This window comes from Clostridia bacterium (genome assembly GCA_017410375.1).
In the GTDB taxonomy this organism is placed as follows: Bacteria; Bacillota; Clostridia; order RGIG6154; family RGIG6154; genus RGIG6154.
In genome coordinates this window covers 54,809-79,324 of the sequence record JAFQQW010000021.1, presented here as the reverse complement: position 1 = coordinate 79,324, position 24,516 = coordinate 54,809, and the positions used below count along the sequence as shown (strand labels likewise).

Genomic DNA, 24,516 nt, shown 5'->3' with positions numbered 1-24,516 from the left:
GCTGTTTTTATATTTCTGTATACAATCTGTGTACCCCTTTAGGAGAAAACGTAAGCAAATGTGAAAGTCCCGCATAATCACAAAGCAGATAAAGGATGGATAGCCACATCTCCGTACCCATCATAGAAGCCTCGCTATGCTTGTGCAACATGAATGAGAATCCTTTATTGTCCGTCCAGTTGTTTAACACTTCTTCAATCCACGTCAAAGCAAACCCTTTTCCTTCGTCTGCCCGATAATCCGTTTGCTTTTTACAAAGCCATAAGGGATGAATAATATCTAAGGTGTTGCAGGCGGTAATGTGCTGTTCTGTATTCAAAATCTTTGCATGTGCAAGCACTGTATCGATTGTTTTTTCCGGCAAAGGCAAATCTACATTAAATTGCGCATATGTGCCACGGGTAAGACGATAAAAACCATTCACCATATCCAAAATATTTTCACCACTTCCCCACATTCCGTATGCAGGATTCACTGCACTATTTAACCAATCAAAAAGTGTTTTCAAGTCCGGTTCTGCATCAAAATACTTTTTATTCTGATAAAATGCCGAGCCTAATGCATCCACATCCGAACCCGCGCCCCAGGCAACCCATTCGGAATCTCTGGCATACTGTTTTTCAAGCCATTTGGAAAGTGTTTCACCTTTTAAAACTTCTGCTTTTGTAATTGGTTTTTCAAAATGCGAACCGAAGCATTCCAAAGCATATCCCACGCACAAAATATTATAGCCGATTTCCTGCTGTTCCATCGCTTTGAGTGCTTGTAACAATTCCACCTTATACACGAAGGAATTCTGTTTTTCAAACATTGCAAGCAATTCAGCAGCATCACACCAGGCACGGTCGGGATTTTTGTCTGCTGCATACGGATCGGTGCACTTACCGTTTTTGAAGTTTTGTAATACAATCTGTTCAATTTGTTCTTCTACCCGACGACAAAAAGACGAAAGTTTCGCTTGAACATCTGCCATACAAACTCCTCCTCTTTACTTGTTCTTCCAAGTTCTCGCCGTAAGCAGAACCAGTACGGGAAAAATCTCCAATCTTCCGATGATCATAACAAAGCTCAAAACCAAAGTAGAAAAATCCGAGAAAACGCTAAAATTGCCACATGGACCAACCATTTCCAAGCCGGGTCCAATATTACTAAGGGTCGCCACAACAGCCGTAAAGTTTGTGGTCATGTCCAGATTATCTAAGCTGATTAACAGAAATGCAAGTGCAAAAATTAGCATATAGGCAATAAAGAACACTGTAACACCGCGAAGCTTTTCGTGCTCTAAAATTTTACCGTTCATTTTCACTTTAATGGTACTTTTGGGATGCGTAAGAACACGAACCTCCTTGATAATACTTTTGAAAAGTATCATAATGCGCGAAACTTTGATACCACCTGCTGTACTACCTGCACAAGCACCGGAAAACATCAAAAGAACCAGTATTGTTTTAGAAAAGGTTGGCCACAAATTAAAATCGGTTGATGAATAGCCGGTTGTCGTTATAATTGATGCAACGTGAAATGCGCAATCTTTTATCGCGGTACCGGTTGAAGCATACATCTCTCGGATATTGAAAAAGATTAAAACAACAGACAAGGCAAACAAAGAAAGGTATACAATAACCTCTTCCATTTTAAAGGCATTTTTAACTTTGCGGATTAAGATCAGATAATAAAAGGAAAAATCAATACCAAACAAAACCATGAATACAGTAATGACAATCTGCACATAAGATGAGTAATCTGCAAGTCCGGAATTTTTGACGCTAAAGCCACCTGTTCCGGCTGTACCAAACGAAAATGTAAGCGACTCAAACCAGCTCATACCGCCACACAGCAACAGAATAATTTCAAGTGCCGTCATACAGATATAAATTGTATATAATATCTTTGCCGTTGTCTTGATTTTGGGCACAAACTTGCTGACGGAATATCCGGGGCTTTCTGCTTTAACCATATGGAAAGAGCTTCCCGAAGAAGGAAGAAGCGCGACCAGAAAAACAATAACACCCATACCGCCAATCCAGTGGGTAAAGCTGCGCCAGAGCAACACAGACTCCGAAAGTGCTTCCACATCTGAAAGCACGGATGCTCCCGTTGTTGTAAAGCCGGATGCCGTTTCAAAAAAAGCATCCACAAAGCTCGGAATACTTCCGCTGAGCAAAAACGGTAACGCGCCCAAAAGACTCATTAATATCCAGCTGAGTGCAACCGCCACAAATCCTTCTTTGGCAAACATATCTTTGCTTTTTCTGCCATAAACAGAAAGCGGAAGTCCGACAACCAGACAGACAAAAATGCACACCAAAAATGCGCCAACAGTCTCTTCTCCTTGAAACAACGCCCATAATGTGGGCAACAGCAAACAAAAAGCTTCAATGTTTGCAACCCACCCTAAAACATAAGAAATCACTCTATAATTCATATAACGCCTCTGCTTTTCACTTTAAAATGTCGTTAATATCCTGAAATCCCCGATTGGTTGTAACAATAATAACCGTATCACCCGGCATAATCGTATCTTTACCGCGCGGAGTAATAATTTGACCTTTTCGTGTGATGCAGGCAATCAAAATACCGGGCTTTAAATCCAGGCTTTCAATCGTTTTGCCGGCAATGGGTGATTTTTCGCGGATGTTAAATTCCAAAGCCTCTGCATTGCCATCTAAAATATAGTGTAATGTTTCAATGTTACTTCCGTAAGAGTTGTGCATGGCGCGTACAAAGCGCAAAACATATTCTGCCGCAATATCCTTTGGATGAATGATGGTATCTAACCCTAAATTATCAATTATTTCACCATAAGAAATGCGGTTGATTTTAGTAATAACTTTGCCCTTGCTTTGTTTTTGGGCATAGAGAGACAGCATAATATTTTCTTCATCAATACCGGTAAGTGCTACAAAGGATTCGGCATTCTCAATGCCCTCTTCCAACAACAAACGATTTTCTGTTCCATCACCGTTAATAATCGTGGCTTTAGGCAACAGCTCACACAATCTGTCGCACCGTTCAACATCGTTTTCGATGAGTTTAACAGAAATACCGGCTTTCATCAGAATGTTTGCAAGATATACCGCAGTTGTTCCGCCACCGACGATAATCGTATCTTTTACGCGGTTGGTTTTTAGTCCAATGGTTTTTATAAAGTGGGAAGCATTTTTCACCGTTGCAACGATGCTGACCAGATCTCCTTTTTGCAGAACAAAATCACCGCCCGGGATGACCGTCTCCTCGTTACGCTGAACGCCGCATACCAAAATATCACAGTTCAGCTTTCGGGTTAAATCCGCAAGCTTCAAGTCATGCAGTACAGATTTTTCCGGGATTTTGAATTTTAAAATTTCCACTCTGCCCTTGGCAAAGGTATCAATCTGAATGGCAGACGGGAAACGCAAAACCTTTGCAATTTCCATTGCCGCCGTAAATTCGGGATTGATGACCATGGCAAGTCCTAAGTCTTCCTGGAAAAGCTGTACTTCCTTACCGTATTCGGGATTTCTGACTCTTGCAATGGTGTTCCGGCAGCCACTTTTTCTGGCAATGAGGCAAGTCAAAAGATTTAATTCGTCCGAGCCTGCAACGGCAATTAAAATGTCGGCATTCTGTACACCTGCCTCCTGCAGAGTCTCTATGCTGGCACCGTTGCCCGCAACACCCATTACATCATAGGTATTTACCACATCTTCCAAAACAGACCGCCTGGTGTCTATAGCGGTGATGTTATGATGCTGTTCAGCACTTAAAAGCTCAACTAACTTTTCGCCGATTTTACCTACACCCACAATAATGATGTTCATATACCATGCTCCTGTCATAAATTTAATCTGCCTATATTATATCAAACACATATTTTAAAGTCAATAGAAAAACGAGCCGAAAAAGGGCTCGTTTTTGTCAAATTAAAGATATTTTTTAATTATATCCGCCGTCTGTTTGCCAAGTGCTTCTTCCCCGGCTTCTGTCAGATGAATTTCATCCGATTCAAGAATGTACTTTTCTCTGTCAGACATGGTAAGGGTAAACAAATCGTTTACGGGCAAACGCATTTCATCGGCGATACGCCATAAAACTTCGTTATAGCGCTTCACGGTATCAACCGTAAGGGTTACAATGCCTGTATGCGGATTTTTCCGTTCGTCCGTTCTGGGCGGTGTGGTAGTCGCAATAATGATGTTGGGCGTAATTTTTTTCAATTCCCGTAAAATACGGCGCACATTAATTTCATACCATTCGATGGTAGTAAACGAACCATCCTCCACATGGCGGATTACAGCGTCCCAGATACCATTGTTATAATGAATCAAATCCATGCCCTGTATTTTCTTTCCCCACAAATGATAGGTCAGATTGTTCAAAGTAAAACTCGTATCACGGCAGTTTACATTTTCCACCGATTTCTCCATAGCCTCATCCTCGGCAGTGTATCCGGGATTGTAAACCTTTGCAATACCTTCTAAATTTCTGGTTACCGCATTCTGATAACGAATACGAATGGAATCACCCAGCAACAGTACTTTTTTCATATACACCATCTCCTTTACTAAAGTATATCAGATTTAAAAACGGTTGTCAAGTAACTAAAGCAACTATTCATTCCAATCATATACTTCCCCATATAGTTTGTTCAGAATGTAGGCAAAGCATTTTTTCAAACCAGAACAATACGTTTTAAAAAAGTGTGTTGGTTTTAATCATTATTTTCGGACCTCTTTAGGCGTTACGCCCAAAAGCTTTGAAAACTGCTTTCTGAAATGGGCAGGCGATGAAAAATTTAAAACCTCGGAAATCTGTTCGACCGTCATGTCTGTTTCATACAAAAGCTCCATCCCTTTTTGAATCCGAATGGCATTTTTGTAGCCGACAGGTGTGTTTCCAACCGTTTCCTTAAAAACCGCAAAAAACCTCGAGGGACTTAAATTGCAGAGGGATGCTAAGTGCTCCACATACAGTTTTTCGGTACAGTTTTGTTCAATGTATGAAATTGCAGGAAGGATGCTGTCATACGCGCGTCCCTTTTTATTCTTTTGGAGCTTTGTATACAACTCGGAAAGCAGACTGTAAAAGGCTTCAAGCCTTAAAAACGTATCTTCTTCGGAGATTGCGTACAGACGGTCAAATTTGTCTCTGGGATAATTTTTCACCAACTGAAACTTAAAGGCGTCCATCGCATAAGGGTCTGTAAACTTAAAAGGCACCGAGTAAAATTCAATTTCAGGGTCGCCTGTCCAAAAGGAGCTGTAGTTGGTCCCTTTAGCAATATACATCAGATCCCCTGCTTCTGCAAAATACGTTTTGCCTTTATACAGAATTTCGCACTTCCCTTTTAAGATATAACCAAGGCAAGGTTTGTCGAAATGCAATGTACTGGAAGACCCGTGTTTTAAATGAAAGGAAAGCGTGTTGGTCGCCAAATAATCCACATACGGCATAAAATCACTCCAAATCAGTAGAATAATATCTTTTTACGGTATTATATCATATTGAATTCCTTAAGTCAATGTAGTATTATATTCTTAAGGAGTGATACTATGAATGCAAAACAAATTATTTTTACAAAACCGTACACGGCAGAGCTTTTAGACGTTGTGATGGACGCGCCTAAAGGCACGGAGGTACTGATTCAGACCGCATACACCGCAATCAGTGCAGGAACAGAAAAGGCAAATTTAATTGGTGACCCGAGTGTAAACACCTTTGCAAGCCCCTCGGTGAAATTCCCGAGAGCCTGCGGCTACAGTGGCTCGGGTGTGGTGGTTGCTGTTGGTGATCAGGTCACAAAATTTTCCGTTGGCGACCGGGTTGCCACAATATGGGGATGTCATAAATCCTATCAGCTTATCCAAGAAGACCACCTCATACCTATCCCCGACGGTGTTGGTTTAAAAGAAGCTACACCTGTGTTTATTTCTACCTTTTCTTCAGCAGCACTTCGGAAAATGCATCCGAAATTCGGAGAAAGTGTTCTGGTTATGGGACTTGGTATTTTAGGACAATACGCGGTCATGCTTGCAAAAACTTCGGGTCTTGTTCCGATTATTGCGGCAGACCCCGTAGAAGAAAGAAGACAATTCGCCTTAAAAAACGGTGCAGATTACGCTTTAAATCCCTTTGATGCGGATTTTGCAGAGCAGGTAAAATCTTTAACAAACGGCGGTGCAAACATGTGCGTAGAGGTAACCGGCAGAGGCGAAGGGTTAAATCAGGCATTAGACTGCATGAAAAAATTCGGAAGAGTTGCGCTTCTCGGCTGTACCCGTGACTCGGATTTTTCAGTGGACTACTACAGAAAGGTGCATGCACCCGGCATCACATTGGTTGGTGCACACACTCTCGCAAGACCAAATTTTGAATCCAACGGCGACGTGTTCACCTACGCAGATGATTTTGATTCCATTTTCAAGCTTCAGAAATTCGGAAGAATCTCGCTTAAGAATATGATTAACGAAATTGTTTCTCCTAAAGACTGCTTTGACGTATTTACCCGTCTTGCAAACGACAAAAACTTCCCCATCGGGGTATTATTTGATTGGAGTGCTTATCATGAAAAAAATTAAAATAGCGCAGATTGGAATCAAACACGACCATGCCATAGCCTGCGCACAAACCTTGAAAAAGCTTGCAGACATTTTTGAATTTGTGGGCGTCGCGGCACCGGACAGCAATGTTTTTAACACCGAAAACCCACAAGGGCTTTCCGCGCCTGCCTACAAAGACATCGCGGTTTGCACTGTAGAAGAATTGCTTGACATGGAGCTTGATGCGGTTGCCATTGAATCGGACGAGCTTCACTCCACCAAATACGCAAAGCAGTTTATTGATAAAGGTGTTCATGTGTATTTAGATAAGCCGGGCGGCATAGACCACAAGGAATTTTGCGACATGGTAAACACCGCGCGGGCAAAAAATCTGGTGTTCAATATGGGTTATATGTACCGCTACAATCCCATTGTGCAAAAAGTTATGCAGGAAATTAAAGCCGGAGAGTTTGGCGAAATCTACGCGGTTGAAGCGCACATGGACTGTATGCACAAGGACGCAAAGAGAGAATGGCTCAAGCAATTTCCAGGTGGCATGCTGTATTTCTTGGGCTGTCATTTAATTGACCTTATTTTTGCCATTCAGGGCGAGCCGGAGGAAATCATTCCCCTTTCGTGTGCTACGGGCATTGAAAACACCACCGCAGAGGATTACGGCATGGCGGTATTTAAATATAAAAACGGCGTCTCCTTTGCCAAAACCTGTGCCGCAGAGCCGGGCGGATTTATGCGCAGACAATTGGTGGTTTGCGGAAGCAAAAAGACAGTTGAAATCAACCCCATTGAATATTATGCAGGCGGAAATATCCAAACCGACTATCGCGAAGTGACTCGAGAAGAAGCATTAAGCCACGGTTGGGGCATTGTCGGCAAGAAGCAGAGCACACCGCCCTTTGACCGCTACGAAAACATGATGAGAGGCTTTTATAAAATGGTTATCAGAGAAATAAAAAATGATTGGGATTACGATTATGAAATAAAGCTCCATGAAATTTTGCTGAAAGCCTGCGGAAAAGAAATTTAAAACACGTTTTAAACAATAAAAAAGACAGCTGATTTGCATCAGCTGTCTTTTTTATTGTCAATCGTTCTGACCAAGTGCTTTTAATGTCTTTTCGGAAGACTTAATGGTCTTTCCGTTTACAACCTTTTCCACATAATAAGTGAATTCTGCCGTGGTATCGTCCACACGAATTATAAATTCAAAAGGCGCATATGTGTCATCTGCCTTTTGCCACTCGCCATCGCCAATCTTGTAGTTGAGTGTCATTTTCTCAGCCTGACCTAAACGCTCTGTAATATATACATGCGCAAAATATTCTTCGCCCGACATCTGCAGAACAAAGCCCGTATCGGTCTCCCCTTCTTTGGCAAGTGCTTTCTGATTGCCTTCTGCCGCTTCAACCACGTTTACCGTCGCATATTCGGGTGCTTTTACGTTTTCGCACACAATTTTAACAGAAGCGATGGTTTTGCCGGGAACGGTAATGGTAAATTTACCGTCTGTTACGGTAACAGGTGTCTTATTCCCTTTTGCATCATAAACAACCGCTTCTCCGTTAAAACCTGAAAGGCTATCGCCTAAAGTTACTGTCGCACTTTGCTGTGCAGAATCCTCGTTCATGAATGCAAAGAACGCAACGCCGTCTTTTCTTGCACCGAACCAATCGAGCTGAATGTTGTCTACGGTAAGCAATCCGTCCTTAAGCCACAGCCACATGCCGTCTTCGTCATAGAATTTTCCGCTTTCACCGCCATACATATGGTTGTTGAAGTACGCATAGCCTGAGTTTCTGACCGACGGGAAATCGATTTGCTTATCAGACCAGTTCCACGCCTGCGTAAACAGGAAATCCTGAAGCATTGCCAGGAACGGCTGCATATGATGCCAGTAAAGACCTGTGATATCCGGACCTTCATAGGGATAGTTCACGTTTCTGTTATAAGCAAAATGGTCGGTGTAGTAGTAGCCCGAATAGGTTACATGTCTGCCGATAATGGCGTTTCTTGCATAGGTTTCATAAATCGGATTGCCTGTGTATTCCGCAAGACGCATCAGGTCGGGCGCCCAGTTTGCCATAATCATGTTGCCCGATGCAGAGTTATGATCGGTAAAGGTAAAGGTTTGTTCTAAGGATAACCCGTTTCTGGACACTGCCCAGTACGGAACGGTTTCATCGGTAAGGTTTGCCATTTTGTCAGGATAACCAACTCTGTCCATTTCATTTAGTTTCCAGAACTGCATATCTTTGCCGTAGTGATGTTCGCGAGTATAATCTGCAGATACATTTATCATTTCGTTTTCATCCGCCGCAGGATAAATCCATACTGTGGGCAAAAGATGTCTTGCCCCGCGCTCTGCCGCATCTAAATATTTTTGTTCGCCTGTCACCTCGTACATATCAATCAATCCGAAAAACTGCGGATAGAAATCAATGGCAATAAACATCTGTTCGTTAAAGAAGGTGGTTCGCGGTGCATCAATATGCTCTCTGATAAAGGCATCCGCTTCCCGTTTTGCGTTTTCCAGATACTCGGTGTTGCCTGTATACTGATAAAGTGCAAGCAAATGCTGGAAATCAGGGGAAGAACCGTAGCTGTCATAATTAACAAGTCCGTTATCTATGCCGTATTCCTTAAGTCTCGGTGTTAATCCCTGTGTCATCCGATATGCTCCACCGTAAACAGAGCTGCCGTAGTTTTTGCAAATCTCGCCAATGGGTGTTACACCACCGTAAGTCGGTGTTCCCTCAATATCCCCGTTATTATAATGGAAACCGGGGCGTGTGAGCAGAAACGCAAGAGACGGAATGGTTCTTCTTTCTAAGAAATCTTTATCTTCACTCAAAAGATAGGTGGACATAAACACCAAAGGATTGGACTGGGTCACCAAATTTTCCGCTTCGATATTGGAATACCCTTTCTGATTTGCATCCCAACCCGAGTAATCGTCAGCCGCTAAACGTGTAGTATTTAAAATTGCATCGGTAAGGGAAGCTTGGTAGTTCTTTCTGTAATCCGTTACATGATATACATCAAGCGCCATTCTCTCGTAAACCGGATACCATTCCCCGGGAGATTCCACAAGGTAATAGGTAATATCAAAGCTATCGCCTGCTTTCATCATAGAATCAGCGCTCGACAAAGCCGGAATGGTAATAGAAGGAAGTGCTCCGCCTTCAGGACCTTTTAAGGTCATGCCAAAATCTGCATTTTCCATTTTGGGCCAACGAAGCTTAATGTTTTCTGTACCAAGAGCAACACCGGTTGTTATGGGTTCTCCTGCATCATTTAAAACGGTTTTTAAAGCCATGGGGACGGTGGCATAGGGTTCTGATACCATATACGGCTCTTCGGGAAGAACTGCACCGTTAAAACGGAAAGGCATGAATGCATAGGTAAATTCCTTGCTTTCGTTACCTGAAATCAGGTTTACAGAGAACTTGCCGTCACGTTTTGGCTTTAATGTAAGGGTAATTTTAGCATCTGATTTACCGGGCAGAAGTTCAACTTTATAAACTGCATCTGCATAGCTACCCGTTGCTGTTAAAATGGCGGTACTGTTGTCTTGAATTTCCACCGAATCCGGAATAAGCCAGGAAGGCTCGCCCAACTTATAAACGTCACTTGTACTTACAGTTGTTTCGGTTCCGCTCTGGCTGAACGTTGCCTTGTATACAGGGAACTGTCCGCTTCTTGCGTTGAACGCACCGTCTTTTGCATACATTAAGAGCACACCGAACGCATTGTCTCTGTCTGCTGTAACCTTGCCGTTTACTGTTGTTTTTTTCTGCACCACATTTCCCATTTCGGTGGGAACGGTATAAAAATCAATTTTCACATTTTCGTTCTGAATGGATGCCGTAGATACAGCTTGTTTGTCCGCAACCTTTGCATATTGCGGGAAGAAAACATCTGCGTTATAGCTATCGCCCACAATGGTTGCCGCTTCTTTTATCGCCGTAGTTGTATTTGGCGGGGTTTTCATGGTAAGATCCTTTGTTATAAAGATACCATCGCATCTTACATAGAAGGTAGAGGTGTCGTGCAAAGCAATCTCCAGCACACCCTGTTTTAAATGAACAGGCGCAACTCTTTCCCAGTAATAGCCGTCTAACCCATGCTGACCAAAGGTTTTGGGCACTCTGACGCCGTTAAACTCCACGTCAAAATACCTGGCACCCGGCTGATTTGACGAAAAGTCACGGGCGTGCACAAAAATCTGATAATCGCCCTCTTCTTTTATATTAACCTTAATCTTTGCAGGCTCGTATTCGCCCGTTTCATCGGTCTTGCCGAAAAGGTTGTTACCCATAAGACCGCCGTCATCCGATTTGCATTCCCACGTACCCATATCCTGAAATGCAATGGACGGAATAAAGAGATTCTGCGGTCCTTTTTCGCCCGTCTGAATCAGAACAGCCTGGTTTTTATCGTCCCAGTCCACTTTCGCCCCCAACGCCTCGGATACAAAGCGAACGGGTACCAATGTTCTGTCATTTACAACCTGCGCCGGAACATCGAGTGCAATTTCAGCACCGTTTTTGGTTGCGGTTTTATTGCCGATTTGCAGGAATATATTGATATCATCCTTGATTGCGGTAACAGACTCATTTTCACCGTTCCAATAAACCTTTGCGCCGAGTGCTTCAAAAATTCCGCGCAAGGGCACAAGCGTTCTGTCATCCACAACAATTGCAGGCTGGTCATACACCTGCAGTATATTATCAATAATAACAGAAATACCCTTGTAGTCGATTGGATATGCAGGAATATCCATTTCAATATCCGCATTGCGGTTGGCAGGGTCCACCTTACCTTTGGGCGGTTCTTTGGAAGAAAGCTCTACAAGTGTGAACCGAACCGCAGAGGTACGGAGTGCTATTCCCTCATTTTTAGAAGGCAGTTCCGCACTTATAAAATCATTACCGTTGCCGTAAAACTCTAATGTACCAAGATTTTCCCAATGGGATTTACCCTTGGTGTAGTCTAAAGTAAAGGTGTCGGTTTTATCGGCATGCTGTACGGTAACCGTCTGATTTTTGTGGGAGTTTGCATGAACCGGCATAAACAACTCCACCTTATATTTGCCGGCAGGCATAAAAGGTGTATACATAAATTTACCTTTAGCTGTAGAGGTAAAATGACTCTCGCCACCATCATGACCTTCTGCAGAAGTCGTTTTTCCCCATGTGCCACTTGCTACATAGTAAAAAGGATCTCCCGCCGGAATGAGCATAACATCTCCTGCTTTAACCGGTTTTACTACGTTGGATACTCTCGTATCTTCAACATTTTCTGTTGCAGAGGTCTCCCCTGCAATCAGTGCAACATCGGGCTTTTTACCCGGTGCAACTGCCGGCTTATTCTCGGGAATCGGTGTTTTAATTTCTTCCACAAGCTCAAAGGAAATCGCGTGCATTCTCTGCGGCTTGCTGGTATTTAATTTAGCAGGTCTTGTCACCTTGATATAATCGTCACCATCGCCCCAAAAATCATAGGTACCAAGCTCTACCCAGCCTTTTTCGCCCGACGTAAAGCTTACCACAGCATAATCCGTTTTGCTGTGATGCACAATTTCGTAAATCTGGTTATCCTGGGATGCAGGATGCACCGTTCTGTAAACAGAAACCTTATACTTACCATGCGGAAGTTCCGGTACCCAGTATGCATTGCCTTCGCCAGCAAGGTAACGGGACGGCGCACCCTCTATCGACTGCAAATCAGGGTTATCGGTTGTGACCCACTCCCCTTTTTCAAAATAATTATCATCTGCGGTGGTGTAGATGATTATCTTGCTTTTTGCCCCGAAAGCAGATACGCCTGCTACACTTAAAAGCATGACAAGGCACAAAAATAAGCTTACACTTTTTTTCATCATTCTTTTCTCCTATCCGTTTTTTATCTATCCTCAAATTCTATTACGGTTTTATTGATAAATTCTTTGCTTGAAACCGTATTTGTTTCGCAGATAACCGCATAATCAAGATTATTTTCTTCATTCATCACGGGTGCAAGTTCCCGGGAAATCTGCATTTCACTTGTTAAGGTCATGAGATAGCTTTCTGTAAGCAGCTGCATTTTGTTTTTGTTCTCTTTTGGGAAATACACGTCGTTCTGTTTGAAGAAAAGCCTGGATTTAAAGGGCATTTCGGTTTCAGACTCTGCTTTATCGAAAATCACAAGCTTATCCTGAAAAGCCTCTATTTCTCTTGTCCATAAGTAGCTTTGTCCGTTCTTGTTTGCAACCACCGTTTCCACCTTGAACTTTCCGTTTTCCACATCCGCAAGTGTAATTTTCGGAGTAACGGTACAGTCATCAATCTCAAATTCAGGATTGTAAACCACGTTATGCGCTTTAAACTCATGCAAATATTCGTAAAATTCCCAACGGTCATAACTGCAAACGCCCGTATCAATCAGCAAAGGCTTATCCTTATAGAACGAAAGAATCTGCGGTGTCCCTGCATGGTGATGCGGACCCGGCCAAGAAGGTGCATCTAAAACCAGAGTCATATCACCGTTTCTGTAAATTGCAATATGGCTGTGGGGATAATAAACCGACTTAAGCTCTCTGTCAAAATCCAGTTCAATCAATCTCGAAACATACTCTAAATCCAACAAGACATCAAGCCCATAAGAATCCGAAAGGGCAAGCGGTTTCCCTTGCGGTGTCATGCAACGGTAAAGCCATTCGTACTGTTTTTTTACACTTTCTTCCAAACCTTTGATTTCGGGATAGCCGTTCTTTTCAATAATAAGTAACGCCTCTAAATAAAGTCTTGCGATAAAATGACTGTAGCTAGGGCTGTCCTCATCACTGCCGCCGTCCTCAAAAATCGCATTTCTTAAGTTCAACTCTACGGTATCAAGTGCAATTTTAGTCAATTCTTCTATATTGTCAAACTCCGGAAACATGGAAACCGCAAAAAGAAGCACAACGCCAATCTGCAAAACGTGATTTTGCGCATATTTCCGATTAAGTCTGTCAATCGCTTCAATATAGAGATGATTCATATGAAGCTTCACAAAATCATAAAGATATTTCCAATCATCCTTTGTGAAGGGTGCATCGCTTAGCATAAATAGACCGTGTAACAGTGACATGGTACGCCACGCAACCTGCATATCACGCCAAACCATGTCAGTTTTTATGTAATGAATTGCAGGGTCAAACTCCTGATACGGGTGTGCCCTGTCCCATTCTTTGACAATGGTAAGCCATGCATCTGCATATTTTCTTTCGCCCGTCTGCAAAAATTTATGGGCAAGCGGAATGGTAAAATACAGGCGTTGCGGCCAGATTTGCCATTCATATTTTTTCATGAAATCGGTATCTTTAGAATACGCAAAGGACGCTTCCCAATTAAATTCGCCCTTGTACTTAAAAATTTCAAAAAGGTCTCCTGATAACGTAAGCTCTAGAATTTTATCACCGTCTGCCGTACCAAAGCGGTCTTTCATCAGATTGAACGCACCACCGTCTAATACAAAATACGGAAAAATGGGTTGCTTTATAAGCTCTTCTCTAGGATATGGATAAAATCCCACATTTTCTGTACCGAATATTTCTTTCGCAAAGGGTTTTATGTAATCTGCACCTGTTCTTTTCATGGCAATACCTCCTTTATAAATTCATAATAACACACAAATTTAATATTTTCTACCCTAAAATTACAAAAAAATAGTTTAAAATTAATCTTCAGCTTTAACAGGCTTGTTTCCTGATTATTGTAAAATACCGAAAAAGGCTTAAATAAAAGGACAACAATTCTATAAAATTGTTGTCCTTATGTGGGTGTAGGGAGACTCTGCGTTTCGCTTTTCTTCGGGCGACCTCGTCGCCAGCGAAGAAATTTGCTCACTCGAGACACGACAGTCCAATCCGCTTCGCATCTTGGCTGTCTCAACGAACTGCCTTCGGCAGTTCTCCTCCCGATTTAATATCTACACAAATAAAAAGGATACCATAAAGGTATCCTTTTTATTTGTGGGGCGATTATAGGGAGTCGAATTTTGTTTCTCAAAGATGCTCACATTGTCATATGAACCCTTTTATAAATCATATGAACCCTTTTAAAAAATCGCAAAAAGCCAAAAACACAAGAAAAACCACCTTAGACTACCTCCAAAGTAGCTCTTTTGTATTACTAAAATCACGAAAAGTCTTTAAATAAAGCCAAAAAATAATAACCCTAACTTTTTAAGTTAGGGTTATTTTGTGGCAATGCAGAATAATAATGATGCAAAGTGATTTAGCTAAATTTTGCACATTCGTGCAAAGCGAAATTATTGCTCCGCAATAGCTAAATTGTTTCTGCCGAAACAGCTAAATTAAATTCGCTTTTTAGCTGACCGAAGGTCAATTTAGCTACGAAGTAATTTAGCGTGCATTAGCACATTTAGCTCGCGAAACGCGAATTTAGCTAAAAAAAGACAGATTTCTTTGTCGAAATCTGTCTTTTTTTCATGGTTGCGGGGGCGGGATTTGAACCACACGACCTCCGGGTTATGAGCCCGACGAGCTACCAGGCTGCTCTACCCCGCGATATATACGTTTTCTTAACGCATTAAATATAATAACACAAAAAACGTGATTTGTCAACCCCTAAATTTAATTTTTATAAAAATAATTTTCCGGTTGAAAATAATCAGAATCAGTGTTATAATATAATATATGCAACATTAGAAAGGATATACCATGAATATTTTATTTATCGGAGATATTGTCGGAAAACCCGGCAGAGAATATATAGTGCGAAACTTAAACCGGATACGAAAAGAGAACAAAATAGACATCTGCATCGCAAACGGAGAAAACGCATCACACGGAAACAGTATCACAATCCCATCTTTAAAGGAGTTGTGGAATGCAGGCATAGATGTTTTTACAATGGGCAACCACACCTTTAACCGCAACGTTGAAGATGTTTTTGAAAACTTTGATTACATCATTCGCCCTGCGAATTATAACAAATCGTTGCCGGGCGAAGGCTCTGTGGTATATGACACTGGCTGTTACAGACTTGGTGTAATCAATATACAGGGACAGGTTTATCTGGACCCGATTAATTCTCCTTTTGACGCTGTAATGGCCGAGTATGCAAAAATCAAAGATGAGGCGGATGCAATTTTAATCGATTTTCATGCTGAAGCGACAAGCGAAAAAGCTGCTATGGCACATTTTATGGATGGAAAAGTGGCTGCGGTTGTCGGCACACATACACATGTGCAGACTGCTGATGAAAGAATTCTGCCCGGTGGCACAGCATTTATAACCGATGTAGGCATGACAGGTGCACACCATTCTATTCTGGGTACCAAAACCGAAATTATTGTCAATCGGTTTGCTTATCACCAAAGAGATCGTTTTGAGCTTTCGGACGGTATTGCCCAATTCAATGCTGTGGTAATCTCAGTAGACGATAAAACCGGTCTTGCCAAAGAAATAAAAAGGATGAATATTGTATGAAAAAAACAATCTGTTTAATACTGACATTTATTTTGGTTTTGCTTTGTGTTTCCTGTGGCGAAAAAAATGATGCTTCGGTTGCAAGCGGCGAAATCTCTCTTTTTGCTTTTTCCCCTGACACACTCAATCCGTTAACTACGAAATACAAAACAAACGCCTCTTTGCTCTCTTCTATGCTGTATAAACCGCTTTTAACTGTTAATGAAGATTTAAGCATAACGCCCTGTCTTGCAACAGAATGGCATTTTTCTAAAAACGGTTCAATTCTGAAGCTCACCTTGCGCGACGACATTGTTTTTTCTGACGGAACACCACTTACCGCCATTCATGCCAAGGGTGCACTCGATACTTTAAAAGAGTACTCCGCCGGCTTATACAGTCCTGTCAATGATTATGTAGAATCCTGTTCTGCTTCCGGAAATGTTTTGACCCTGAAGTTGAAACAGAAAGGACTCGGTGTTCTTTCCACTCTTAATTTTCCGATTTACAAAGACAAGACCTCTCTTCTGGGGTGCGGGTCTTATATTCTGACAGACAAAACAAATGATAAGTTAGTATTAACTGCAAACACAGGTGAGAACGCAAACAAAGAGTTTTTACCTCAAATCAAAACAGTTCACGTTGTGTACTACCCCAATAAAGAAGCAGCCGCAAACGCTTTTCATGCACTCGACATTGATATGGTATCCTGCGATATTAACGCACTTTCCACCTTATCAAACATGACAAACATTTCTACGCATGACTATGTAACGGACAAATTTACCTATCTGGGTTTTAATTGTACATCAACAATATTACCCGATGCGTATGCAAGAAAAGCAATTGCACATTTGATTGACAAGCAAGCTCTTGTTGATTCCATGCTTGCAGGGTATGCGACCATAACCAATTCCCCATTCCGACCCAAAAGTGCATATGACAAGGCGTATAAAACAGATTTGCAATTCAATATTGAAAAAGCAAAAGCGTATTTGAAAAAAAGCCACGCAGAAGATGTGCCCTCCTTTAGCATCCTGATCAATGAAGAAAGTGACTCAAAAAAGAAAACGGCGGAATTTATCAACACGCAATTACGGGAAAACGGTATTGATTCCCAAATCACCGCTCTGCCGTACAAAGAATACCTCGAGAAAATAGAAAAAGGAGAATACACCGCCTACATCGGAGAAGTAATCATCCCCGCTGACCAAAATTTAAGTTTTTTACTACACTCGTCCAAAAATAACTTGAATTACAAGGTTAAGAAGATGGATGCTTTATTGACAGAGTTTTCCGGAACCGGACTGCAAAAGAAAAAAACGGATTCTGCAAAAGAGATTCAGGCACTCTTGTTAAAGCATGTACCCATTATCAGTCTGTACTACGAAAAGGAAGTTTTTGCAGTTTCAGATAAAGTAAACGGCACATTTTCGCCATACGCCAACAGTTTGTATGAAGATATTTCAAAATGGTCTGTAAAATAAAAACAACCGCTCTCGATTGAGAGCGGTTGTTTTTTATTCCTGTTCGTGTTTTTTACAAGCTTCACAACAGCCGTCACATTCATGCTGTTCTGCCGGGAGTATGCCCTTTTTCACATAATAGTCACCGATTGCTTTTTTAATCGCTTCTTCAGCCAATACACTGCAATGAATTTTCACATCAGGCAATCCGCCGAGCTCATCCACAACCTCACTGTTTTTAAGACGCAATGCTTCATCAACACTTTTACCTTTAATCATTTCGGTTGCAACAGAGCTGGTTGCTATCGCAGCACCGCAGCCATAGGTTTTAAACTTAACGTCTGTTATAATCTCATCCTCAATTTTGAGATACATTTTCATAATATCGCCGCACTTTGCGTTACCAACTTCACCAACACCGTCGGCATTTTCAATTTCACCCACATTTCTGGGATTTGTAAAATGATCAATTACTTTTTCTGTGTACTGCATTATTTGTTTTCTCCTTTCAGGACTTTTTCGTAAAGCGGTGACATCATCCGAAGTCTTTCAACAATTTCAGGAAGCACCGTAAATAAATAATCAATATCATCATCGGTATTTTCATAGCCCAACGTGATGCGTAAAGAACCATGTGCGATTTCGTGGGACAAACCAATGGCAAGTAAAACATGCGACGGGTCCAGAGAACCGGATGTACAAGCCGAACCGGAAGATGCGGCAATCCCTTTCAAATCAAGAGAAAGTAACAAAGATTCACCTTCGATAAATTCAAAAGAAAGATTTACATTGCCCGGCAAACGCTCTACGGGATGTCCGTTCAATCGAACATAAGGAATATTTTCTGTGATTTCCTTAATAATCCGGTCGCGCATGCGCGCAAGCTGTTTATTGTGCATATCCATGTCTTCAACAGCAATACGCAAGGCTTCTGCCATGCCGACAATTCCCGGAACGTTCTCGGTTCCTGCTCTCTTGTTTCTTTCCTGCGCACCGCCGTCAATAAGATTTTGAATTTTGACGCCTTTACGGATATACAAAGCACCAATGCCTTTAGGACCGTAAAATTTATGACCTGACATAGACAGTAAATCAATGTTCATTTCTTCGACATGAACCGGAACATGCCCAACAGCCTGTACAGCATCACAATGAAAATAAACATTATGCTTTCTTGCGATTTCACCAATTTCACGAACAGGCTCAATCGTTCCGATTTCATTATTTGCAAACATAATGGTAATCAAAATTGTCTGCTCAGTAATTGCATTTTCCAGCTGCTCCAAAGAAATGCGACCGTATTCGTCCACATCAAGATACGTAACCTCAAACCCTTCTTTTTCAAGAGTCTTAAGGGTGTGTAAAACCGCGTGGTGTTCAATTTTACTTGTTATAATGTGATTGCCTTTTGTCTTATTAGCACGCGCAACACCTTTGATTGCCCAGTTGTCTGATTCCGAGCCGCCGGCCGTAAAATAAATCTCTCTATCTTCTTTGGCCCCAATAGCTTTAGCAATTTCGCCTCTGGACCACTCTACTATCTGACGACTTAAACGTGCCATGCTATATATACCGGAAGCATTACCGTAGGATTGTCCGAAATACGGCAACATTTTTGAAAGCACCTCGGGTCGTGTAAAAGTTGTCGCTGCGTGGTCGAAATAAACTCCGTGATTACACATATTCTTCACTCCGTTTCCTCATTTGTCTGTACATTTTGATGATGTATACATGTTTTTTCCGTTCCGCTGATTTCACGAACGAAACAACATAAGCATTTTATTTGTTCCCGATTTAGCTCATAATACACCTGCGTACGCATTTTTTTTGCTCGCACAAGCCCGATATCGGTTAAAATTTTCATATGATGGGACAGATTCGGCTGTGATATATCAAGCCCTTCCAAAAGCTGATTTGCACACACACTTTCATTTGCAAGTGCTTTTACAATTTTCAGCCGTTTTTCATCTGACAAGACTTTAAATATGTCAGTTAATGCACAGCTCATAACCCACCTCCAAAACACAACATCAAAAACATTTACAATCTTAAATATTCATCTTTATTTATATTAACACACAAATATATATTTGTCAACGGTTTTAAACAAAAAAATACGGCTTTTGCCGTATTTTTTACTCCTTATTTCCTTCTGCATCGGTCAGCTCTTCAGGCAATTTAACATCCTTTACATTAATATTCGCACGCAGAACCGACAACCCAGTCATACTCTCAACAGCTTTTTTAACTTTGCGCTGAATTTCCCAGGCAATCTCAGGTATATTCGTTCCATATTCCACCGCAACATCCATATCTACTACAATGCCGCCGTCTTTTACCTCAGATTTAACATTTTTTGTAAGCTTTTTAGAATTTAATTTTCCGGAATCCGTGTTTTTTACAACACCGGCAATATCCTGAATCGCAATCGCTGCAATGGATGCAATAACCTCATCTGAAATGCGTATGGATTTATCGCCGCCTTTGTTGGTCTGATCTAAAGCCATAACCAATCCTCCTTTTGTTGCATCTTTTTCTTTATTATAACACATTTAAAATCAAATTTCAACTATATAATGCGATTTTTATTTTTTCCGGCAAGAGATTTGCTGTGCTTGCAACAATCTCCTGAATCTGAAGAACCTGAACTGCAGACAGTTCGGTATCCGGAAGATATACCGATGCGCCGTCCCCAGTTATATATACCACAGCATCTGCATATCCTTTGCTTTCAAGCTGAACACAGCTTAAAGCTTCAGCCTCAATTGCAGAAGCGATAGCCACTTTTTTGGCTTGTGCTTCATCATACTGCTTTTTATCGGAAGCAGGGTTCTGAAGAACCTCTTCTAACAGTGCCAGAGCTTTTTCACGAGCAACCTCACATTTTATTTTCTGACTTTCATAATCATTTTCTTCCACTTCTACGTTGCTGCTGACATATGCCGCTTCCCCCAAAAGCTTAGCTGTGTCACCACTTTCTTTCTCATTATAATTCCAATTCAAGCCGATAGATATACATAAAAGAACTGCTAAAAAAAGAATTGATATTTTTTTGAAACTCACTCTTTACGACCTCCGCTTCCAATCTGGATACTGATTTTATAGTAAGGAATTCCCAAGGCGTGTTTCACCGCCGTCAGAAGCCTGTTACGGACATTTTTATTTCCGGCACCGGTAGCGGTGACCAAAACACCTGCAATCTCCGGCTTTTGTTCAGACAAAACATAATATGTATCCCCTATACTTTCCGGGATGTTTAAAACAGAGTTCTCTCCCCTTTCAATTTGCTGTGCAATTTCTTTGCATCCGTTATCTTCATAACTTACAAACAATTGAATTTCCCCTGCCCCCTGAATATTTTCCAGCACATTTTCAAGCTGTTCGATTTCTATATGTGCCAAATTCTGTGTCGTCACTTTTTCAGTCTGTTCAGTTCTGTTCGTCAAAGCTTTGCTCATTAACATTATTATGACACCAACTATTGCGATTATTATATATTTTTTACTTTTCCACAATTTCTTCATTTCAGCACCTATTTTATCACAAATTTTTCCCGATTAATGTCACATTGCTCCGAAAGCCAGATAATTTCCTCCTCCCTGAGCGGTGATGCAGAATACAGCTCCACACTTCTGATTTCCTCGCCTTGTTTTTTTACATGTACCCGTACTGCGCTGCTCAGGTTTCCTTCCGCGATACCTTCTATCCACTGTTCAAGCGCCAACCGACTGACCTCTGTGGTTTTAAAGTTCAAATCAGAATTAAAATCAAGCTGCGGAAAGGAAATATCCGTTTCACGATTCAAAAAATTCTGTGCGGATATGAGCAAAATCAGCAGACCTGCCACAAAGCCTGTATACTTTTCATATTTTCCGTCCGGTACAAACAGTAAGTACATATTAAGCACTACAACAATACTTGCAATGCTCCAAAACACTTTATACATTTTTCACCCCATCGTAAAATTTCCAACAACGAGAATCACACCAACTCCGCCAATAAAAATCAATCCAACTGAAATCAGCACTGCAAAAAGCATGGATATACATTCCGAAGTGTCTGTTAAAAGCCGTATTATGCGTCCGTCTGAAAACGGCTCCATTATAACTGTGCAAAGTCTGAAAATCCACATCATGACAGTAGTTTCCAACACAGGCCCCAGCAATACAACAAGAATCACTACAACCCCGGTAACGCCAATCAGATTTTTACTCACGACCAGAGTCGCTAATACAGACTCAAAGGAGTCTGCGGCAATGCCACCGACCAAAGGAACACCGGAGCCGATTGCAAAACGAACAAGCTTTCCTGTGGTCGCATCCATAGTTGTCCCCGATAATCCGTAAATTCCAAACAAACTCCCAAATGCCGCCATAACAAACAGCAAAACCCATTTTATAATTTTATGCAAAAACGAAACAGATTTTGTAAGTCTGATTTTGTCAGACATGTTTCCTGCAACAGACATTCCAAAAGAGCAGTAAATCAAAGGTGCAACAAGATTTTCAACAACCAGAAGAACAACATTTGCAATCCCGATCAGCACAGATGACAGTAATGAACCTGACACAACACCGCCTGACGTTATCAGAAGTGAAATCAGAATCGGCATCAGCGATTTAACCATCACTGACAGATTTTCTGTTATTTCCAACGCTGTGTCTGAAATTCCTGAAAACGCTATTGTCAGAATGCCTGCAAAGACACAATAAGATATAATAAAGCCACATTCCGAAACACCTTTTCCACCGACTCCGCTTTGAATGTTTGAATACAAGCCCACGATGTAGCCTGTTGCAATAACAGTAAAACATAGTCCGACGTTTCTTTTAAGAGTCTTTAACAAAAAAGCGACTATCTCATCGAATACGGACGAAACCGCAAAGCCCTCTCCGGTTGAAAGCTTTTCAATAATTTTATCGGGCGCATTTGATTCAAAAAACGAATTGTCTACGCTTAAAATTTCCTGTGCCCCGGATGCATCATACATTTCCTGCACATTCTCCGGCAAGGCATATACATTGTTGCCGGACAAAAGAAGCATTACTAAAATCATAAGTATTTTTTTCATAAATCCGCCTCATCAAAACGGAAAGATATCCTGAATAATTTTTAACAAATCCGTAAAAATCGGCAAAGATTGACTTAAAATTAAAAGCTTTGCCGATAAATCAATTTTCATTGCAAGCGATGCGTTCCCTGAATCTCTGCAGACCGAGGACGCAAATTCACACAAATAAGAGATGCCGATTACCTTCAGTAACATTTTAATATAAACAGAATGTATCCCTATCCGCTCTGAAATGGATTCAAGCTGAAAAACTGTATCCTCAAGCATCTCAAATACAAATAAGAAGACGATGCATCCCGCACAAACAACAAAGGGAATGACTAAAACATTTTGATATGTATGCAACAAGGATGCCAGCACTGCACAACAAAGCAGAAATGCAACAATTTTTATCATAAGCCAAATGTAGAGCGAACGGCATCAAACAGCTTGTCAATCTGATCAATCATCAGAAGCATAGCAAGTATCAGGCCCGAAATCACAACAATCAGCCCCTGCTCATCCCTGCCTGATTTAACAAGAAGCTGATTAATTATTGCAACCAAAAGTCCGATTGCTGCAAGCTTAAAAATCACATCTGTATCCATTGCTCCTCCTAGAAAAGTAAAATTGCAACTAAAATCCCGATACTAAATCCGATTTTCGGATAAAAAGTTCCTCTTGTCTTCAGAGTCTTTTCCTGATCCTCTTTTATGCTTTGTATTTGTTCCACCGTGCGGCAAATCAGGTTCTTTTGCGAGTCCAAATCGGTGTTTCCAAGAATATTCCCCATTTCCAGTAGTTCACCTTTAACAGCAGAATTGAGATTTTCCAAATCATTTACCGACTCATCCCATAGATTTTTAAACGCACCTTCCTGCTGTAATCCCGTAGCGATTTTTTGAAAAAAATCGGCGGATTCGGTTGTAACATGCACACATTTCTCTAAAACCGCGTCCAGGTATGCTTTGGAATATTGCATTTCATCTTTCATAAAAGTCAGAACTTTTAAAAAAGCTTCTGTTAATTCAAGTTCTTTCTTTTGTTTTTTGTACAAATCAACGCCACTTAAGCCCATTCCTGCCACAATCAGCATCGCACCTATCCATTTAAACATATGAAGGCCTCCGGTTTTTTCTCGCGATTTAAAAGAACAGCATACTTAAAAACGTGCCACATTTCAAACCGCCTTTTAAAATCATCTAAATTTGCTCCATGAAAGGTTGCAATAATCCGTACACCGCATTTAGCGATTTCAGCTACCGCATGTCCCTCCCCGTCACTTCCAATTTCGTCTGTTGCAACAATGTGCGGATTCATTGTTCGAAGTGCCAGCATCATCCCTTGGGCTTTCGGGGCATATTGTAACACGTCAACCCCTTTACCGAATGAAAAAACAGATTTTCCTTTTACTTGCGGTGCAAGTTCGCCTCTTTCATCTACAATCGCAACCATAAATCCGCGCAAAGCATATAAGCGGCATAAATCTCTTAAGTAAGTCGTTTTTCCGCTGTTCGGAGGTGAAATAATCACTATATTTTCCGCCATATTATTCACTTTTTTCAAAATAGGTGCCGCGCAATTCAACACCTCTCTGGCAACACGAAAATTCAGGCTTGAAATATCTGTTATGGTCTCGATTTCTCCTTTATCACAAACGCATCTGCCGCATATTCCAACACGATGGCCTCCTGGTATGGTAATAAACCCCTGCTTAATCTGTTCTTTCAGGGCATATACGGAATTTGAGCAAACTGAAGTGAAAATTTTCTGTACCAATTCGCAGGAAGTTTTATGTTGTGTCACATGTGTTTTTTGTGAATCCGTCACTAAAACTGCACAATCCGCACGCACGCGTATCTCCTGAATCGAATCAAATTTGCTGAATTCATCCAGCATTTCCCTTGGAAAATATCTCTCGAACATTCTTATCTTGCACTCCTTGTCCTTAAACCTAATACAAGATATGTACGAAAAACAAAAATATGCAAAAAAGAGACCGAAATCGGT

General features: G+C 41.3%; 23 protein-coding genes and 1 tRNA gene. 4 read left to right on the top strand and 20 right to left on the bottom strand.

Going from position 1 to position 24,516, the window contains the following annotated elements:
- Positions 1-7: 7 nt before the first annotated feature.
- The 5 genes from IJE10_03230 to IJE10_03210 all read right to left on the bottom strand — a co-directional run bounded on the left by IJE10_03230 (position 8) and on the right by IJE10_03210 (position 5,432).
- A complete protein-coding gene (locus IJE10_03230) occupies positions 8-973 on the bottom strand; it encodes a hypothetical protein (protein ID MBQ2967121.1) in 966 nt (321 codons plus the stop codon).
- Positions 974-988: 15 nt separating this feature from the next.
- Complete coding sequence (locus tag IJE10_03225) at positions 989-2,425, bottom strand: TrkH family potassium uptake protein (protein ID MBQ2967120.1); 1,437 nt, start codon at positions 2,423-2,425, stop codon at positions 989-991.
- A gap of 16 nt (positions 2,426-2,441) precedes the next feature.
- Positions 2,442-3,800, bottom strand: a complete 1,359-nt coding sequence (gene trkA / locus IJE10_03220) for a Trk system potassium transporter TrkA (GenBank protein MBQ2967119.1) — start codon at positions 3,798-3,800, stop codon at positions 2,442-2,444.
- A gap of 102 nt (positions 3,801-3,902) precedes the next feature.
- A complete protein-coding gene (locus IJE10_03215) occupies positions 3,903-4,526 on the bottom strand; it encodes an SGNH/GDSL hydrolase family protein (GenBank protein MBQ2967118.1) in 624 nt (207 codons plus the stop codon).
- A 171-nt stretch (positions 4,527-4,697) separates the two neighbouring features.
- Positions 4,698-5,432: a helix-turn-helix domain-containing protein gene (locus IJE10_03210; protein ID MBQ2967117.1), complete on the bottom strand. Its 735-nt coding sequence runs from the start codon at positions 5,430-5,432 to the stop codon at positions 4,698-4,700.
- 99 nt (positions 5,433-5,531) lie between these two features.
- Between IJE10_03210 and IJE10_03205 the strand changes: the two genes are divergently transcribed.
- A complete protein-coding gene (locus IJE10_03205) occupies positions 5,532-6,557 on the top strand; it encodes a zinc-binding alcohol dehydrogenase (GenBank protein ID MBQ2967116.1) in 1,026 nt (341 codons plus the stop codon).
- Complete coding sequence (locus IJE10_03200) at positions 6,544-7,563, top strand: Gfo/Idh/MocA family oxidoreductase (protein MBQ2967115.1); 1,020 nt, start codon at positions 6,544-6,546, stop codon at positions 7,561-7,563. Before IJE10_03205 ends, IJE10_03200 begins: the two co-directional genes overlap by 14 nt.
- A 57-nt stretch (positions 7,564-7,620) precedes the next feature.
- Here the strand turns inward: IJE10_03200 and IJE10_03195 are convergent, their stop codons facing one another.
- From IJE10_03195 to IJE10_03185, 3 genes are all read right to left on the bottom strand, one after another.
- Entirely contained in the window at positions 7,621-12,420 is a 4,800-nt protein-coding gene (locus IJE10_03195) for a hypothetical protein (protein MBQ2967114.1), read from the bottom strand.
- Between the two features lie 20 nt (positions 12,421-12,440).
- Complete coding sequence (locus IJE10_03190) at positions 12,441-14,153, bottom strand: heparinase II/III family protein (protein MBQ2967113.1); 1,713 nt, start codon at positions 14,151-14,153, stop codon at positions 12,441-12,443.
- 856 nt (positions 14,154-15,009) lie between these two features.
- Positions 15,010-15,087 (bottom strand) — tRNA-Met (locus IJE10_03185).
- Positions 15,088-15,240: 153 nt separating this feature from the next.
- Here IJE10_03185 and IJE10_03180 point away from each other — a divergent pair.
- The gene (locus tag IJE10_03180; protein ID MBQ2967112.1) at positions 15,241-16,011 is read left to right on the top strand and encodes a TIGR00282 family metallophosphoesterase; all 771 of its coding nucleotides are present in this window, start codon (positions 15,241-15,243) and stop codon (positions 16,009-16,011) included.
- A complete protein-coding gene (locus IJE10_03175; protein MBQ2967111.1) occupies positions 16,008-17,477 on the top strand; it encodes an ABC transporter substrate-binding protein in 1,470 nt (489 codons plus the stop codon). Before IJE10_03180 ends, IJE10_03175 begins: the two co-directional genes overlap by 4 nt.
- Before the next feature lie 33 nt (positions 17,478-17,510).
- Here the strand turns inward: IJE10_03175 and nifU are convergent, their stop codons facing one another.
- The 12 genes from nifU to IJE10_03115 all read right to left on the bottom strand — a co-directional run bounded on the left by nifU (position 17,511) and on the right by IJE10_03115 (position 24,432).
- A complete protein-coding gene (nifU, locus tag IJE10_03170) occupies positions 17,511-17,948 on the bottom strand; it encodes a Fe-S cluster assembly scaffold protein NifU (GenBank protein ID MBQ2967110.1) in 438 nt (145 codons plus the stop codon).
- Complete coding sequence (gene nifS, locus IJE10_03165) at positions 17,948-19,138, bottom strand: cysteine desulfurase NifS (protein ID MBQ2967109.1); 1,191 nt, start codon at positions 19,136-19,138, stop codon at positions 17,948-17,950. The genes nifU and nifS overlap by 1 nt, the downstream gene beginning before the upstream one ends.
- A 5-nt stretch (positions 19,139-19,143) precedes the next feature.
- Positions 19,144-19,464 carry a winged helix-turn-helix transcriptional regulator gene (locus IJE10_03160; protein MBQ2967108.1) on the bottom strand — a complete coding sequence of 107 codons (321 nt, stop codon included), beginning with the start codon at positions 19,462-19,464 and terminating at the stop codon, positions 19,144-19,146.
- A 127-nt stretch (positions 19,465-19,591) separates the two neighbouring features.
- Positions 19,592-19,963: an Asp23/Gls24 family envelope stress response protein gene (locus IJE10_03155; GenBank protein ID MBQ2967107.1), complete on the bottom strand. Its 372-nt coding sequence runs from the start codon at positions 19,961-19,963 to the stop codon at positions 19,592-19,594.
- 58 nt (positions 19,964-20,021) lie between these two features.
- A complete protein-coding gene (locus IJE10_03150) occupies positions 20,022-20,519 on the bottom strand; it encodes a SpoIIIAH-like family protein (protein ID MBQ2967106.1) in 498 nt (165 codons plus the stop codon).
- Positions 20,516-20,902, bottom strand: coding sequence for a hypothetical protein (locus IJE10_03145; protein MBQ2967105.1), 387 nt, complete (start codon positions 20,900-20,902; stop codon positions 20,516-20,518). Before IJE10_03145 ends, IJE10_03150 begins: the two co-directional genes overlap by 4 nt.
- 86 nt (positions 20,903-20,988) lie before the next feature.
- On the bottom strand, positions 20,989-21,402 hold the full coding sequence (locus IJE10_03140) for a hypothetical protein (GenBank protein MBQ2967104.1): 414 nt from the start codon (positions 21,400-21,402) through the stop codon (positions 20,989-20,991).
- A 3-nt stretch (positions 21,403-21,405) separates the two neighbouring features.
- Entirely contained in the window at positions 21,406-22,527 is a 1,122-nt protein-coding gene (locus IJE10_03135; protein MBQ2967103.1) for a stage III sporulation protein AE, read from the bottom strand.
- 12 nt (positions 22,528-22,539) lie between these two features.
- Entirely contained in the window at positions 22,540-22,923 is a 384-nt protein-coding gene (locus tag IJE10_03130) for a hypothetical protein (GenBank protein ID MBQ2967102.1), read from the bottom strand.
- Positions 22,920-23,114 (bottom strand): stage III sporulation protein AC, encoded by a 195-nt coding sequence (spoIIIAC, locus tag IJE10_03125; protein MBQ2967101.1) that lies wholly within the window; start codon positions 23,112-23,114, stop codon positions 22,920-22,922. Before spoIIIAC ends, IJE10_03130 begins: the two co-directional genes overlap by 4 nt.
- An 8-nt stretch (positions 23,115-23,122) precedes the next feature.
- On the bottom strand, positions 23,123-23,623 hold the full coding sequence (locus IJE10_03120) for a stage III sporulation protein AB (protein ID MBQ2967100.1): 501 nt from the start codon (positions 23,621-23,623) through the stop codon (positions 23,123-23,125).
- Entirely contained in the window at positions 23,608-24,432 is an 825-nt protein-coding gene (locus IJE10_03115) for a stage III sporulation protein AA (protein ID MBQ2967099.1), read from the bottom strand. The genes IJE10_03120 and IJE10_03115 overlap by 16 nt, the downstream gene beginning before the upstream one ends.
- Between the last annotated feature and the right edge of the window lie 84 nt (positions 24,433-24,516).

Bases quoted from the DNA above. Each gene is read 5' to 3' on its own strand.
- IJE10_03230 (MBQ2967121.1), bottom strand. From the start codon at position 973: ATGGCAGATGTTCAAGCGAAACTTTCGTCTTTTTGTCGTCGGGTAGAA.
- IJE10_03225 (MBQ2967120.1), bottom strand. From the start codon at position 2,425: ATGAATTATAGAGTGATTTCTTATGTTTTAGGGTGGGTTGCAAACATT.
- trkA (MBQ2967119.1), bottom strand. From the start codon at position 3,800: ATGAACATCATTATTGTGGGTGTAGGTAAAATCGGCGAAAAGTTAGTT.
- IJE10_03215 (MBQ2967118.1), bottom strand. From the start codon at position 4,526: ATGAAAAAAGTACTGTTGCTGGGTGATTCCATTCGTATTCGTTATCAG.
- IJE10_03210 (MBQ2967117.1), bottom strand. From the start codon at position 5,432: ATGCCGTATGTGGATTATTTGGCGACCAACACGCTTTCCTTTCATTTA.
- IJE10_03205 (MBQ2967116.1), top strand. From the start codon at position 5,532: ATGAATGCAAAACAAATTATTTTTACAAAACCGTACACGGCAGAGCTT.
- IJE10_03200 (MBQ2967115.1), top strand. From the start codon at position 6,544: ATGAAAAAAATTAAAATAGCGCAGATTGGAATCAAACACGACCATGCC.
- IJE10_03195 (MBQ2967114.1), bottom strand. From the start codon at position 12,420: ATGATGAAAAAAAGTGTAAGCTTATTTTTGTGCCTTGTCATGCTTTTA.
- IJE10_03190 (MBQ2967113.1), bottom strand. From the start codon at position 14,153: ATGAAAAGAACAGGTGCAGATTACATAAAACCCTTTGCGAAAGAAATA.
- IJE10_03180 (MBQ2967112.1), top strand. From the start codon at position 15,241: ATGAATATTTTATTTATCGGAGATATTGTCGGAAAACCCGGCAGAGAA.
- IJE10_03175 (MBQ2967111.1), top strand. From the start codon at position 16,008: ATGAAAAAAACAATCTGTTTAATACTGACATTTATTTTGGTTTTGCTT.
- nifU (MBQ2967110.1), bottom strand. From the start codon at position 17,948: ATGCAGTACACAGAAAAAGTAATTGATCATTTTACAAATCCCAGAAAT.
- nifS (MBQ2967109.1), bottom strand. From the start codon at position 19,138: ATGTGTAATCACGGAGTTTATTTCGACCACGCAGCGACAACTTTTACA.
- IJE10_03160 (MBQ2967108.1), bottom strand. From the start codon at position 19,464: ATGAGCTGTGCATTAACTGACATATTTAAAGTCTTGTCAGATGAAAAA.
- IJE10_03155 (MBQ2967107.1), bottom strand. From the start codon at position 19,963: ATGGCTTTAGATCAGACCAACAAAGGCGGCGATAAATCCATACGCATT.
- IJE10_03140 (MBQ2967104.1), bottom strand. From the start codon at position 21,402: ATGTATAAAGTGTTTTGGAGCATTGCAAGTATTGTTGTAGTGCTTAAT.
- IJE10_03135 (MBQ2967103.1), bottom strand. From the start codon at position 22,527: ATGAAAAAAATACTTATGATTTTAGTAATGCTTCTTTTGTCCGGCAAC.
- IJE10_03130 (MBQ2967102.1), bottom strand. From the start codon at position 22,923: ATGATAAAAATTGTTGCATTTCTGCTTTGTTGTGCAGTGCTGGCATCC.
- spoIIIAC (MBQ2967101.1), bottom strand. From the start codon at position 23,114: ATGGATACAGATGTGATTTTTAAGCTTGCAGCAATCGGACTTTTGGTT.
- IJE10_03120 (MBQ2967100.1), bottom strand. From the start codon at position 23,623: ATGTTTAAATGGATAGGTGCGATGCTGATTGTGGCAGGAATGGGCTTA.
- IJE10_03115 (MBQ2967099.1), bottom strand. From the start codon at position 24,432: ATGTTCGAGAGATATTTTCCAAGGGAAATGCTGGATGAATTCAGCAAA.